Source organism: Bifidobacterium sp. MSK.13.1 (assembly GCF_019131435.1).
In the GTDB taxonomy this organism is placed as follows: domain Bacteria; phylum Actinomycetota; class Actinomycetes; order Actinomycetales; family Bifidobacteriaceae; genus Bifidobacterium; species Bifidobacterium pseudocatenulatum.
Genome location: NZ_JAHOMM010000010.1, coordinates 13,124 through 27,872, shown reverse-complemented (window position 1 = coordinate 27,872; position 14,749 = coordinate 13,124). Strand labels below are relative to the sequence as shown.

The following is a 14,749-nucleotide window of genomic DNA, read 5'->3' as shown; positions in this document are numbered from 1 at the left end:
ACGATTTACTAAATTGGAGAGCGAGACATGGCGACGATTAAAGAGATTGCGCAACGTACCGGGTTTTCTCAGGCTACGGTGTCTCGACTTCTGAACGGTGATCCCACCCTATCGGTGCGTGAAGAGACTCGTCGCAAGATCATTCAGGCGAGCGAGGACCTCGGCTATAGCGTGCAGACCAAGCGCATCGTCATCCCTCATGAGGTTGCATTGCTTGACAATGAAAAGTCCGACGAGGCGTTGCGGGACTCCTATTTCACCGATTTGCGTTCAGCGCTCGAACGCAATGCGGAACAGCAACGCATGGAAATGACGGTGTTCCACAATCTCGACGATATGATCGCTCGCAGTTCCAAATTCGACGGGTTCATGGCGATCGGCGCCGACCAGATCAGCGAGGAAGACTTGGAGCGGCTGCATAGGGCCATGCCGTATGGCGTGTTCATTGACGTGAATCCGGCGCCGAATCTGTTCGATTCCGTGCAGCCTGATTTGCAGCAGACCATGCATGATGCGGTCGCGGCCTGTGCTGCCAAGGGCATGAAGCGCGTTGGATTCATCGGAGGCAAGGGCTGCCTGATGAACTTTTATGAGGTCGATGAGGAGAATCGCGCCACATATTTCCGTCGTGAGGCAAGGCGTTTCGGTATTCAATCCGACGGATTGGTGTATTCCGACGGCTTGTTCACCGTGAGCAACGGCCGTGCGTTGGGGGAGCAATTCGTGCGCGACCATAATGGCGTGCTGCCTGATGCCGTGATCGTAGCTGCCGATGTGATTGCGGTTGGCGTGCTGCAGGCGTTCAATGCGGTTGGCGTGCTGGTGCCGCGCGATATCAGCGTGATCAGCATTAACAATCAAACGATTTCGCAGTTGACCTCGCCGCCGTTGAGCACATTCTCCATCGATCAGAACGAGCTTGCGCGTGTGGCGACGCTGATGTTGGGTGATGCCATTTCCGGCAAACGCACGATTCGTCAGCATGCGTACCTGTCGACGTCGCTGGTGGTGCGCGATAGTTTTGTGCCGGCAAAATAGCGGTTATTTCTTTACTTCTGTATAGTAATCGGGCTATTTCCAGATTGGCTTGGTTTCGTTTCGACGTGGAAGCTTTTGCATATCGTAAATATCGATTTTGGTAAAAGCTGCCACAAGATAATGCGACAGTTTGCCTATTTTGTTGTGTAAATGGCGAAAAAATAACGTTTTTGGCTATCTTTCGAACAGAAGCTCACAAAATATGACACGCCGATAGGCGATATGTTCAGTGATAAATTTTACTAACTTTAGGTAAGGGGATATACTGATAGTTAGGTCAAGGAAGGACCTGTATCTGACTTCTAAGGAGAAGCAAAGATGGGAAATGGCAACAACGGTTCCAAAGGCGGGAACCTCTTGTCTCGCGTGGCGTACTCGTTCGGTAACGTCGGCCAGTCCGCGTTCTACAACGCACTGAGCACCTATTTCATCGTCTACGTGACGAGCTCGCTGTTCTATGGCGTCGATAAGAGCGTCGCCACCAAGCTGATTGGCATCATCACCGGCCTGGTCGTGGTGATTCGTATCGCAGAAATCTTCATCGACCCGCTGCTGGGCAACATCATCGACAACACCAACACCAAGTGGGGTCGCTTCAAGCCGTGGCAGCTCATCGGTGGTACCGTTTCCGCCATCCTGCTGGTGCTCGTCTACACTGGTCTGTTCGGTCTGGTGAACGTGAATACTACCCTGTTCATCGTGCTGTTCATCATCACCTTCATTGTGCTCGACGTGTTCTACTCGCTGCGTGACATTTCCTACTGGGGTATGATCCCGGCATTGAGCTCCGACTCCCACGAGCGCTCCACCTACACCGCACTCGGCTCCTTCGGCGGCTCCATCGGCTACAACGGTCTGACCATCGTGGTCATCCCGATCGTTACCTACTTCAGCTGGGTGTTCACCGGCAAGTACGTCGAAAGCCAGTCCGGCTGGACCTGCTTCGCCATCATCGTGGCCATCCTCGGCATCCTCACCGTGTGCTCCGTGGCGTTCGGCACCAAGGAAAGCACCACCACGCTGCGTGCCAAGGCCGAAGACAACGGCGGCCCGCTGCAGGCCTTCAAGGCTCTGGCCCAGAACGATCAGCTGCTGTGGGTTGCCTTGAGCTACCTGCTGTACGCCATCGCCAACGTGGCCACCACCGGCGTGCTCATGTACCTGTTCAAGTACATCCTCGACAACACCGCCGCATACTCCATCGTGGGCGTCATCCCGGTCATCACCGGCTTGGTTATGGCTCCGCTGTACCCGATCCTGAACAAGCGCATTCCGCGCCGCTACCTGTACTTGGGTGGCATGGTGCTCATGATCGTCGGCTACCTGCTGTTCGCCGTCGGCTCCAGCAATCTGGCAATGGTCATCGTCGGTCTGGTCTTCTTCTACCTGCCGCAGACTTTCATTCAGATGACCGCCATCCTGTCGCTGACCGACTCCATCGAATATGGTCAGCTCAAGAACGGCAAGCGTAACGAGGCCGTCACCCTGTCCGTCCGCCCGATGCTCGACAAGATCGCAGGCGCATGCTCCAACGGTATCGTCGGCTTCATCGCCGTAGCCGCAGGCATGATCGGTGACGCAACCGCCGCGGATATGACCGCCGCGAACATCGGCATGTTCAAGGTCTGCGCATTCTACGTGCCGCTGGGCATCATCGTGCTGAGCCTGCTCGTGTTCCTCTTCAAGGTGAAGATCACCGAGAAGATGCACGACGAGATTGTCGAAGAGCTCGAAGCCAAGCTTGCTTCCGGTGAAATCTCCGAATGATCGAACATAGTATGTTCTAAAAATACATATTGAAAATACGATTACAATGCCGATACTGATGGGCTGTCAGTATCGGCATTTCTGTTGTATGTAATCCTACATAAGAGCTATTGTGAATCGTCATGAAACCTATTGTGAAATCGTCCATAATCATGCAAAACAAGCGAAAATAGTTCGCGCTGCATGCTATAGTGACAACCGAAATGCGAGCGATGATCCGTTATCAGCGGGGAGCTTCCGGAAGAACGGTCGCGTGAGCGACTTATTAGACCCGGCGGGAAGGCCCGAATAGCCGAACATACAAGCGGTCGCACGTATATTTGAAAGTGCGGCAAACGAGGTGGTACCGCGGTGGCGGCGTCCAGCAGACGTTACGGCCATCGTCCTCGTAGGAGATAGATAGCAAGAACCTACGAGGAGATACGGTGAGCGAAAACAACGTGTATCCGAAGGCAGCTGCGGGTGAGCAGAGCGCCAATGTAGCGCCGAACCCCAGTTTCCCGAAGCTGGAAGAATCCGTCCTTGATTATTGGGAGAAGGACGACACTTTCCAGAAGTCCATTGAACGCCGTCCTTCCGGCGATCACAGCCAGAACGAATTCGTCTTCTTCGACGGACCGCCGTTCGCCAACGGCCTGCCGCACTACGGCCACCTGCTGACCGGCTACGCCAAGGATGTGATTCCGCGCTACCAGACCATGAAGGGCCACAAGGTCAATCGTGTGTTCGGCTGGGATACGCACGGTCTGCCGGCCGAGCTTGAAGCCCAGAAGGAACTGGGCATCGACTCGGTCGATCAGGTCAAGGAAATGGGCATCGACAAGTTCAACGACGCCTGCCGCGCCTCCGTGCTCAAGTACACCAACGAGTGGAAGGACTACGTGCACCGTCAGGCACGTTGGGTCGATTTCGAGCATGGCTACAAGACGCTGAACATCCCATACATGGAATCCGTGATGTGGGCGTTCAAGCAGCTGTACGACAAGGGCCTCGCATATCAGGGCTACCGCGTGCTGCCGTACTGTCCGAAGGATCAGACGCCGCTTTCCGCGCACGAGCTGCGCATGGACGCCGACGTGTATCAGGATCGTCAGGACACCACCGTGTCCGTGGCCGTGAAGCTGCGCGACGAGGAAGACGCCTACGCGGTGTTCTGGACCACCACGCCGTGGACCGTTCCCACCAACTTCGCCATCGTGGTCGGCGCAGACATCGACTATGTGGAAGTACGTCCGACCGAAGGCAAGTTCGCGGGCAAGAAGTTCTACCTGGGCAAGCCACTGCTCGGCTCCTACGCCAAGGAACTTGGCGACAACTATGAGATCGTGCGCGAACTCAAGGGTGCCGAGATGGAAGGCTGGCGCTACTACCCGGTGTTCCCGTACTTCGCAGGCGACGAGAACGCCGTCGAGGGCAAGGTTCCGGGTCCGGAAGGCTATCAGATCTTCACCGCCGACTATGTCGATACCGTTGAAGGTACCGGCCTCGTGCATCAGGCTCCGTACGGTGAAGACGATATGAACACGCTCAACGCCAAGGGCATCAAGAGCGTTGACGTGCTCGACGCGGGCTGCAAGTTCACCGCGCTGTGCCCGGACTACGAGGGCATGTACGTGTTCGATGCGAACAAGCCGATCCTGCGTAACCTGCGTGCCGGCGACGGCCCGCTGGAGCGTATTCCGGAAGAGCAGCGCGCGATTCTCTTCCAGGAGAAGAGTTACGTACACTCTTACCCGCACTGCTGGCGTTGCGCCACGCCGCTCATCTACAAGCCGGTGAGCTCGTGGTTCGTGTCCGTCACCAAGATCAAGGATCGTCTGCTCGAACTGAACCAGGAAATCAACTGGATTCCGGGCAATGTGAAGGACGGCCAGTTCGGCAAGTGGCTGGCCAACGCCCGTGACTGGTCGATCTCCCGCAACCGTTTCTGGGGTTCGCCGATTCCGGTGTGGGTTTCCGATGATCCGAAGTATCCACGCGTTGACGTGTACGGTTCGTTGGACGAGCTGAAGGCTGATTTTGGCGATTATCCGCGTGACCATGAGGGCAATGTCAACATGCACCGCCCGTACATCGACGAGCTGACCCGCGTCAACCCGGACGATCCGACCGGCAAGAGCCACATGCACCGCATCACCGACGTGATGGACTGCTGGTTCGAATCCGGTTCCATGAGCTTCGCCCAGTACCATTACCCGTTTGAGAACAAGGAAACGTTCGAACAGCATTTCCCGTGCGATTACATCGTGGAATACATCGGCCAGACCCGTGGCTGGTTCTACGTGCTGCACATCATGGCGACCGCACTGTTCGACAAGCCGGCGTTCAAGAACGTGATCTGCCATGGCATCGTGCTCGGTTCCGATGGTCAGAAGATGTCGAAGCACTTGCGCAACTACCCGGATGTGAACGGTGTGTTCAACGATTTCGGCTCCGACGCCATGCGTTGGTTCCTCATGAGCTCGCCGATCCTGCGCGGCGGTAACCTAATCGTGACCGCCGATGGCATTCGCGACACCGTGCGTCAGGTCATGCTGCCAGTGTGGAGTTCGTACTACTTCTTCACCCTGTATGCGAACGCCGCCAATAATGGTGCCGGTTTCGATGCTCGTGCGTTGCGTGCCGATGAGGTCGCCGCACTGCCGGAAATGGACCGCTACCTGCTGGCACGTACCCGCCGTCTGATCGAAAAGACGCAAAGCTCGCTGGATGACTTCCTGATCTCCGACGCTTGCGAAGCAGTGTCTGATTTCATCGACATGCTCACCAACTGGTATATCCGCAACAATCGTGACCGTTTCTGGAATGAGGATGCGAACGCGTTCAACACGCTGTACACCGTGCTTGAAGCATTCATGCGCGTGATCGCACCGCTCGCTCCGATGGAAGCGGAAGCCGTGTGGCGTGGTCTGACCGGTGGCGAATCCGTGCATCTGGCCGACTGGCCGTTCCTTGCCGACGAACAGACCGGCGAAGCGACCGAACTGGGCCGTGTGCTCGTTGACGATCCGGCTCTGGTTGACGCGATGGAGAAGGTGCGCGAGGTCGTGTCCGGCACCCTGTCGATGCGTAAGACGAAGCAGATCCGCGTGCGCCAGCCACTGCATAAGCTGACCGTGGTGGTGGAAAACACTGATGCCGTGGCCGCATACGACGAGATTCTGAAATCCGAACTGAACGTGAAGAACGTTGAACTGTGCACGCTTGAGGATGCCGAAGCCCAAGGCTTGAAGATCATCAACGAGCTGCGCGTGAACGCTCGCGTGGCAGGCAAGCGCCTGCGCAAGGACGTACAGTTCGCCATCAAGGCCTCCAAGTCCGGCGCATGGCATGTGAACGCCAACGGTGCTCCGGTATGCGAGACGCCGAACGGCGAGATCGTGCTTGAGGAAGGCGAATACGAGCTGATCAACAGCGTGGAGGAGAAGAACGCCGAAGAGGCCGCCAACTCCGTTTCCGCCGCGCTGCCGACCGGTGGCTTCGTGATCCTCGACACCGAGCTGAACGATGATCTGATCGCCGAAGGCTACGCCCGCGACGTGATCCGCGCCGTGCAGGACGCCCGTAAGGCCGCCGGTCTGCAGATCTCCGACCGCATCGCACTGAAGCTCGTTGTGCCCGCCGAAGACGTGTCCAAGGTTGAACAGTTCAAGGAGCTCGTCTCCTCCGAAACCCTCGCCACCTCTTTCGAAGTGACGGCCGGCGATGAGCTGAACGTTGAGGTTGCCAAAGCCTGAGTGGGCTGACGGCTGCTGATGACTGATCGTTGATTCAGGTTGATGAACGGCCCGTCGTCTAAGCCGTATCTGGATGACATCCAGCTACTACTAGACGGGCGAACGGTCGCCAACCGTAGCAGGTCTCGAATCCAAAAGAGTTCGGGACCTGTTTTAGTAGTGCTGAACAATCAACCATGAGATGTTCAAACATGAGACTACAGTAACTACGTGGCTTTCGAGCCTTACAGACTTGATTTGCATTCCGCAAGTACGTGTCTTGCGTCGACATGCGGTTACGCGAGTGATCGCATCGTATGCGCAGCCGTACAAGCGGGATCAGATCGTTTCGCGAATGGTTCTCAGTACCATCCATGTGAGTCAAGCACACATTTGAGAAGCAGTCGCACACCGGGAATCGCGCTCGCGTGGTTCCCGTTTTTCGCTTGTTTTCCTCACCGCAATATGCATACGCGTGTTTCTTTTTGTGATTTGTGGATATACACAGCAATCCGTAGGGGTTGATCTGCTAGCATGCGGTATATTGCATGTCATGATAAGCGCGCACGATTGTTTTGCGGAGTCGTGCTGTGGAAAACGAGGATGTTATGTGTGATGGAGAAATAGAACTATCTGACCGTGCAAAATCGCTTTGGGGCAAAACAAATCGAGTGGATGATACTGAATGGTTGCCCCTATATGTCCACATGGCGGATTCGGCTGCGATGGCAGCGAGAATTTGGGACACTTGGGTTCCTTATGGAACGAAATCAATAATATCCCGTGACCTTGGTAATGATGACGATTTAGCAAGAAAACTAATGATTTTCCTTGCCGGTGTGCATGACATCGGCAAGGCGACGCCTGTGTTTCAGGCGAAACCCATTTCATTCGGTCCCGATGCGGAAAGCCTTGTCTGGAAGCCGGAGCAAGCAGGGCTTCCTATGATTGCGGGACTTAGGGACACCAGTCATCCCACTCATCCTATTGCCGGGCAGGTCATTCTCGAAAGGTATTTTTCGCTGGTTCATAAATGGGGTGGAAGAGAGTCGAGGCAATACGCTTGCGTTGTGGGAGGCCATCACGGAACTCCGCCGGATAAAAGCAAGCTTGAAAGCGCGAGATTGGGGAAAACGGAATCCGGTCTGGACTCAGAAGTATGGAAGACAACTCAGAATGAGCTTATAGAATTCATTGCCGGAACCGTTGGCATGGGGGATGAAGAGTGGGAATTGCTCTCTAAGAAGAGATTCAGCGCTCAGTCCGCTGTTCTTGCAACAGGCTTGGTCATTATGGCCGATTGGATTGCCAGTGACAGTGATGCTGATATGTTCCCCCTAGTGCGAGTGCATCCTCTGTGGGAAGATGAGGAGTCATTCGGCATGACGGAGCGAGAATACGATGATATTCAGTCATGGTCAGGGCTGAAAAGAAGAGCAGAACGCGCATGGGCGTGTGTGCAATTGCCTCATGCGTGGGAGCCGGCAGATATACCGTCATCCTGCCAAGATCTTTTCTCGACTAGATTCAGACTGCCCGAAGGGGCGCATCCGCGTCCTGTTCAAGAACAAGCCGTTCGTGTTGCTCGTAATACGGATACTCCAGGATTGCTGATAATCGAAGCGCCCATGGGCGAAGGGAAGACTGAGGCCGCCCTCGCCGCTGCAGAAATCCTAGCGCAGCGTACAGGCAGGGGCGGCATATGCGTAGCGTTGCCGACGATGGCTACCACGGATGCCATGTTCTCACGAGTGCATCGGTGGCTGGATGCTTTGCCGTCCCGTGATTCTACGGATGAGAAAACGGTTTGGTTGGCACACGGCAAAGCGAAACTTAATGACGATTTCCAAGGCATTATCGCAGCTTCACGTCGACATTTCTCTTCGCTCAGTCAGGATGATACCGATGAACCTTACTCAAGGAAACATGGTGAGATTCCTCCTGAAACCGTTATCTCCGATTGGCTATGGGGGCGCAAGAAAGGAGCGCTCGCTAATTTTCTTGTGTGCACAGTCGATCAAGTGTTGATGGGCGCTCTGCAAATGAAGCATGTGGTGCTGCGTCAACTTGCGATGGCAAACAAGGTTGTCATCGTAGATGAATGCCATGCTTACGATGCATATATGCGCGAGTATCTCAAGATGGCACTGGAATGGCTTGGTAGTACCCGAACTCCGGTCATTTTGTTATCTGCAACATTGCCGGAGAGCCAGCGTGAGGAAATGGCGGAGGCATACTTGAAAGGATGGAAGAACAGCAAGCTTGAGCTTCCGTCGGAAGCAAAGCATGGAGGAATTCGGGAACTCAAAAGAAGGCAGCTTGCGGCGAAGACTGAGAAGGTATGCGTCAACGCACCTAAATTGGTTCAAGAAAAGGAAAATTCATCTGCCCGCAATGTCTCGTCTGCGTATCCGGTGTTGACATATACTTCTGATACTGAAATCAAACACATGGATGTGAAACCCTCTGGCAGATCAATGAACGTGCGTTGCCAGATCGTTGATGACAGCGATGAAGCGCTGATTAGCTTACTTGATCGTCTGCTTGAAAATGGCGGTTGTGTGGGAGTGATTTGCGATACGGTCGGTAGGGCGCAACATGCGGCGAAACTGCTAGGTGATTATTTCGGTAGTGAGTATGTGAAGCTGACGCATTCGCGGTTCATGGATATTGACCGTATGTCCAATGAAGCCGAACTGCGTCAGCTGCTAGGGCCGGATAGCACTGTGGGGAATGGCGGGCGTCCTCAGCGCATGATCGTAGTTGGGACACAAGTGCTGGAACAGTCGTTGGATATTGATTTCGACGCGCTGGTGACGGATATCGCGCCGGTTGATTTAATTATGCAGCGTCTTGGAAGGGTACATCGTCACAGGCGTGGTGACAACGAGTTCGACCGTCCAAGTCTCTTGCGGGGAGCGGCGTGCTATATCCGAGGCATTGCATTCTGGAATGACAATGGTCCCGAGTTCGCTAAGGGGGTGGATGCGGTATATGACGTGGCTTCTCTGATGGAATCGCTTGCGGTTCTAGAATTGACTGGTTCTTCCGCTTTCTGCACGCAATGTTTGCCGAAGGACATAGCTCGTACCGTAAGGAATGCATACGGCGATGACGCTCGGAGTCTCGTGCCTACGGCGTGGAATATGCAATATGACAAAGGCTGCGAGGAGCGAGTGAACAAGCAGGAGAAGAAGAGAGCAGATGCTCACAGCTATCTCATTCAATCGGTAGCTGTCATGAATCGGAAACGCTCGCTGGTGGACTGGTTTTCTCCTCAGATCGATGAGGCTGATGATGACAAGGGACAACGTGCCGTAAGAGATACGCAGGATACTGTGGAAGTGATATTGCTCTGCAAGCGTGATGGTGAGGCGTGTTTGCTGCCTTGGATCGGTGATAAGCGTAACGGCATAGAACGAGGAGCAGTTATTCCTGTCGATACAGTTCCTTGTGATGATGTGGCTAAGGTTGCAGCACAATGCTCCGTGAGATTGCCTGTGGCGTTGTGTGCGCACGGGCGAATTGATACGTTGATTGCTGCTCTGGAGAAAGGCTGCGAGACTGAGGCTGTGTATTGGCAGGAATCGCCTTGGCTTGCGGGAAAGCTTGCTTTGTTCCTTCATGAGGATGTGGAAAAGCACTTGTCCTCAGATGAGTTGTGCGGGTATACGATTTCGTATTCGCGTGGTGGTGGATTGACATATGCGAAGAAAGAGGATAATTGAAATGTCCTCATTTGGGGATGATCCCATAAAAGACTTGGGATTCGTAGTGTTCCCCGCATCTGCGGGGTTGGATCAACGGGATTGCCTATTTTGTGCTTTCTCGTTGCATCTTTGGAAAATACAAAAACAAAATCTTTTATGTTGACATTTGTAGATTCTGAGTATATGCTCTAAAAAGAACCTTCGATCAAGGCTGATATGTAAAGGAGACGGGGGAATGGACGGAAACTTCTCATTGCTCGATGATAGGTGGATTCCGGTTTCCTATGTAGATGGGCATCCTGATGAAGTGTCGCTCCGGCAGCTTTTTGAGGATGCTCAGAAGATTAAGGGAATACGAGGCGATATTCCTCAGCAGGCGATGACTATGCTTCGGTTAGCACTTGGCATCCTGTATCGCGCATATTGCGTTGAAGATCCCAGCGAGGAACAGATGCGGGATATGTGGGCGGATGTGTTCCTCGCGGGGCACTTCGATATGGATATCTTGGATGGCTATTTCAACGAATGGAAAGATAGATTCTTCCTGTTCGGGGACAGGCCTTTCTTCCAGGTTCCTGAACTGGAATATGTTGGGCAGAAAGAATATGATCCCGTTTCCGAAATGATTGCGGACATGCCTAAGCCCGAAAAATATCTGTTTGCGATGCGTGGTTTGGGGACTACGGACACGCTTTCTCTGCCGGAGGCTGCACGGTGGCTGGTGTTTTTGCAGTCGTTTGACACGGCGGGCATTAAGACTCCGGTGAAGGGAAACACCCATATTAATAAGGGGAAGATATACCCTCTCAAGGGCTTCCTGGGTACCGGTTGGCTTGGCGGTATCGGCGGTGTGTATGCGGAGGGGGCGAACCTCTTCGAGACGTTGATGCTCAATTGGGTCCTGTATGACGACCGCTATGACTTGGAATATTATCGTTTGTTTGGCAATGTGAACGATATTCCGGTATGGGAGAAGGACGAGGTTCCTTCTGCGGACATGGATGATCAAAGCAGCTTTGCCGGTCCTGTTCAGGCAATGACTTGGCAGTCGCGTCGTATTCGATTGGTACCGAATGAAGAGCGCACAAGGGTTATCGGTGTCGTGAACTGTTATGGGGATGCCGTAACCCTATACAACACCGATGGTTTTGAAAAGATGACTGCATGGAGGAGGAGCATTCCGCAGCAGAAGAAGCTGGGGCTTCCCACTCCTCCGCATATGCCCGTTACCCATGATGCAAGCAAAGCGTTGTGGCGCGGCTTGGAACCTATCCTGTGTGTGGGGGATGATGGCGATTTCCGTCCTGGAATCATCAGATGGCTGGAAGAAATTCGTACTGAGGTGCTTGGCTCGGAAGAGCATGTGCTGAATATGGTGACGATTCATGCTCAGGGCATGACCTACGGTACGCAAAGCAGTTTTTTTGAAACCGGTATCGATGACAATCTGTCTCTAAGCATGATGATGTTCCGACATGATTATGCAGGTATTGCTGCAGTGGTGGATGTGGTTAAGCGCACGGACAAGGCCGTGACGGTTTTGACTACGTTTGTCCGAAATCTGCGGTCGGCGGCAGGCGAACATAGTGGGAAAACCCAAGAGATAGCTGACCAGATTCGTGAAAGTGCATATGCGGATCTTGACATGCTTTTCCGTGACAGATTGGCAAACTTCGATGAGTCTCAAAATCCCGTGGCGTACTCCAATGCGTGGTTGGATGAAGTCCATCGGATGTTGCTGATGATGGGACGGGATTACCTGAGTCAGTCGCCAGTGCCGGTTTTCGAAGAACACGAATCCGGAAGGTTCGGCGTAATGAGCGCCCCTCTTGCACAATTGTTGTTCCGCGGATCGCTGAACAAGGAACTTGGTCGTATCTCAGACTAGGGTTTTGACCGCACTTGACCAAAGGAGGAAATGACTATGGCGTCGTTATCAAGATACGATAAGGTGAAAGCTGTTGGGAAATATGCTGCCAGTCTGGTTTATGACGTGCAGCGTGATTATGTCTCAGGCAGCGGCAGCAACGCGAGGGGTAGGGCTAGGCTCTCGAGATTGCACAGGGACCTGGATGGGGTATCCCCGTCTTGGATGCTGATTGGCGACGAACTGTTTTCGAATTGGCCGACCGAGCTTGATGAGCCAGCGGATAATTCACCTGAATTCGAGCGCCAGAGCAACGCAATCAGAGCTGCGCTGGGGTTATATGCAGTGCATCAGCGTTCGAAAAAACAGGGAGTCGCGCAAAAGTTTCAGAGCGATCCAAGCCTACGTATGACTTTTGGGCGTGCGTGCAGAAGGATTGAACCTGATACGGACAGTGCGAAAGGTATTCTGCGACGATTGAGAGTCGCGGAGAATGCACCCGATTTCAACGGAATCGTTCGCAGTATGCGCGCTCTTATCATGCTGATGCGCAACACTGATATTCAGGTTGATTATGGTTCCTTGGCTAGCGATCTGTATTTGTTGCAGTTCTCTGATAGCCGTGGGTCCGTGTTCCAACGATGGGGCAGGGATTACTACTCCAAGTTCCCGTCAGCGCAAAGTGGTCAAAAGGCCGACAAGTAATCATCATTCATTTTCAAAAACATCTTCACAATAAACCGATTAGGAGAAAAATCATGTTCGTAGATATCCATTGCCTTCAGCAGGTGCCGCCGAGCAATATCAACCGAGATGATACCGGTAGCCCGAAAACCGCATACGTTGGTGGAGCGCTGAGAGCTCGTGTGTCCAGTCAGTCTTGGAAGCGTGCCATGCGCGAGATGTTCGGTAGCAAGCTGGACAGCAGCAAGATGGGGAAGCGTACTAAGAGCGCGGTGGCGCTGATCAGTAATGCTATTGCTGAGAAAAGGCTGGATTTGGCTGAAGAAGCCAATAATTTGGCAGAGAAAGTGCTGACTGCTACGGGCGTCAAGGTTAAGGCATCCGATCGCGCTGGAGCAGACAAGGGGTCAGCTGCTACAGAGTATTTGATTTTCATCGCTAACCGTGAAGTTGAACAGCTGGCTGATATCGCGATTGCCGCATTCGATGAGGGGAAGGATCCCTCGAAGTTGAAGAAGGAGGTGGCTGCAGTGTTCCATGGTAAGCAGGCTATCGATATCGCTTGCTTTGGCCGCATGCTGGCTGATGCTCCAGATTTGAATACGGATGCCTCGGCTCAGGTTGCCCATGCGTTCTCCATCGATCAGATTACGCCTGAATATGATTACTTCACTGCTGTTGATGATTGTGCATCGGACGACAATGCCGGTGCTGCCATGATCGATACTGTTGGTTTCAACTCCTCGACCTTGTATCGGTACGCGACGTTGAACGTTGATGCGTTGAGGGATCAGCTGCAGGATGCTGATGCAATGGTGGAAGGAGTTTCCGCCTTCGTGGAAGCCTTTGTCAAGTCTATGCCCTCCGGCAAGCAGAATACGTTCGCCAACCACACACTTCCTGAGGATATTGTGATCGTGCTTCGCGATTCACAGCCGATTAGCGCAGCTGACGCCTTTGAGAATCCCATCAAGAGGAAGGATGGGATTTCGGTCTCCAGACAAGGCATCGAACGACTGGGCGACAGGTTGAACGAGATTCGTATCAACTACGGCGAGGAACCGGTGAAGGCTTGGCATGTTGTGTCCGGTGGTTCTGTGCCCAGTCTGGATGAATGGAGTGAACAGGTTACGCTGCCGGAGCTTGAGCAGAGCTTGCGAGAAACGCTGAGCGCCGCGTATTCCGCGTGATGCTCGGAAGGAGTTGAAATGAGCGTTCTATTATTGCAATTGGCCGGACCATTGCAGTCATGGGGCGATTCTTCGCGATTCGTTCGGCGTGAGACTCGTAACGAGCCAACCAAAAGCGGTGTGATCGGCATGCTGGCTTCGGCGCAGGGACGTACCCGGGAGGATTCCATCGAGGATTTACTAGGTATATCGTTTGGTGTGCGTGTCGAGCAACGCGGTAGGGTAATCCGTGATTTTCAGACCGAAAAATCCCTGACAAGGAAACGTAATTCCAGGAAGTTCGATAAGGAGATGTCGCCGACTTATCGGTATTATCTGGCGGACGCCTGTTTTCTGGTCGCGCTGGGTGCTGATCATTCGGTGTTGGAAACGTTGGATAATGCGATTCATTCGCCGAAATGGCCGCTTTATCTAGGTAGGCGTTCGTGCCCGCCGAATTATCCGTTGTCGTTGGGCATCCACGATGAGTATGAAGATATTCGCCAGGCTCTGAATTCCGAGGTGTGGCACGCTTCGGAATGGTATCGGAGACGTTACAAGTATCCGGATTTGGAAATCGTCTGCGATGCTGAAGAAGTCGAAAACGTAACGACGCAATCGGATTTGCCGCTAAGTTTCAGCCGGGAGGGGCGACGCTATGCGAATCGTGCGGTGCATCATTACCGCATTCCTAACCCGGATAAGCCCGTGGATGAAGGCGAGAAGGACGATACTCGGCCTCCTTCCTTTGAATCTACCGGTGAATCGGATCCGATGAACTTCATCTAGGTAGGAAAG

8 protein-coding genes are annotated in these 14,749 nt (G+C 53.5%); all 8 read left to right on the top strand.

Annotated features, from left to right (window positions below):
• Window positions 1-27: 27 nt before the first annotated feature.
• Window positions 28-1,038, top strand: coding sequence for a LacI family DNA-binding transcriptional regulator (locus KSY55_RS08415; protein ID WP_065441211.1), 1,011 nt, complete (start codon window positions 28-30; stop codon window positions 1,036-1,038).
• Window positions 1,039-1,356: 318 nt separating this feature from the next.
• Entirely contained in the window at window positions 1,357-2,805 is a 1,449-nt protein-coding gene (locus KSY55_RS08410) for a glycoside-pentoside-hexuronide (GPH):cation symporter (protein ID WP_217752275.1), read from the top strand.
• A gap of 425 nt (window positions 2,806-3,230) precedes the next feature.
• A complete protein-coding gene (gene ileS, locus KSY55_RS08405) occupies window positions 3,231-6,542 on the top strand; it encodes an isoleucine--tRNA ligase (RefSeq protein ID WP_217749703.1) in 3,312 nt (1,103 codons plus the stop codon).
• Between the two features lie 569 nt (window positions 6,543-7,111).
• A complete protein-coding gene (gene cas3 / locus KSY55_RS08400) occupies window positions 7,112-10,249 on the top strand; it encodes a CRISPR-associated helicase Cas3' (protein WP_117659271.1) in 3,138 nt (1,045 codons plus the stop codon).
• 217 nt (window positions 10,250-10,466) lie between these two features.
• On the top strand, window positions 10,467-12,119 hold the full coding sequence (casA, locus tag KSY55_RS08395; RefSeq protein WP_117659269.1) for a type I-E CRISPR-associated protein Cse1/CasA: 1,653 nt from the start codon (window positions 10,467-10,469) through the stop codon (window positions 12,117-12,119).
• A 36-nt stretch (window positions 12,120-12,155) separates the two neighbouring features.
• Window positions 12,156-12,803, top strand: coding sequence for a type I-E CRISPR-associated protein Cse2/CasB (casB, locus tag KSY55_RS08390; protein ID WP_254881860.1), 648 nt, complete (start codon window positions 12,156-12,158; stop codon window positions 12,801-12,803).
• Window positions 12,804-12,856: 53 nt separating this feature from the next.
• Window positions 12,857-13,972 carry a type I-E CRISPR-associated protein Cas7/Cse4/CasC gene (gene cas7e / locus KSY55_RS08385; RefSeq protein WP_117659265.1) on the top strand — a complete coding sequence of 372 codons (1,116 nt, stop codon included), beginning with the start codon at window positions 12,857-12,859 and terminating at the stop codon, window positions 13,970-13,972.
• A gap of 18 nt (window positions 13,973-13,990) precedes the next feature.
• Entirely contained in the window at window positions 13,991-14,740 is a 750-nt protein-coding gene (gene cas5e, locus KSY55_RS08380; protein WP_117659263.1) for a type I-E CRISPR-associated protein Cas5/CasD, read from the top strand.
• Window positions 14,741-14,749: the final 9 nt, after the last annotated feature.

Bases quoted from the DNA above. Each gene is read 5' to 3' on its own strand.
- KSY55_RS08410 (WP_217752275.1), top strand. From the start codon at position 1,357: ATGGGAAATGGCAACAACGGTTCCAAAGGCGGGAACCTCTTGTCTCGC.
- casB (WP_254881860.1), top strand. From the start codon at position 12,156: ATGGCGTCGTTATCAAGATACGATAAGGTGAAAGCTGTTGGGAAATAT.
- casA (WP_117659269.1), top strand. From the start codon at position 10,467: ATGGACGGAAACTTCTCATTGCTCGATGATAGGTGGATTCCGGTTTCC.
- cas7e (WP_117659265.1), top strand. From the start codon at position 12,857: ATGTTCGTAGATATCCATTGCCTTCAGCAGGTGCCGCCGAGCAATATC.
- cas5e (WP_117659263.1), top strand. From the start codon at position 13,991: ATGAGCGTTCTATTATTGCAATTGGCCGGACCATTGCAGTCATGGGGC.
- KSY55_RS08415 (WP_065441211.1), top strand. From the start codon at position 28: ATGGCGACGATTAAAGAGATTGCGCAACGTACCGGGTTTTCTCAGGCT.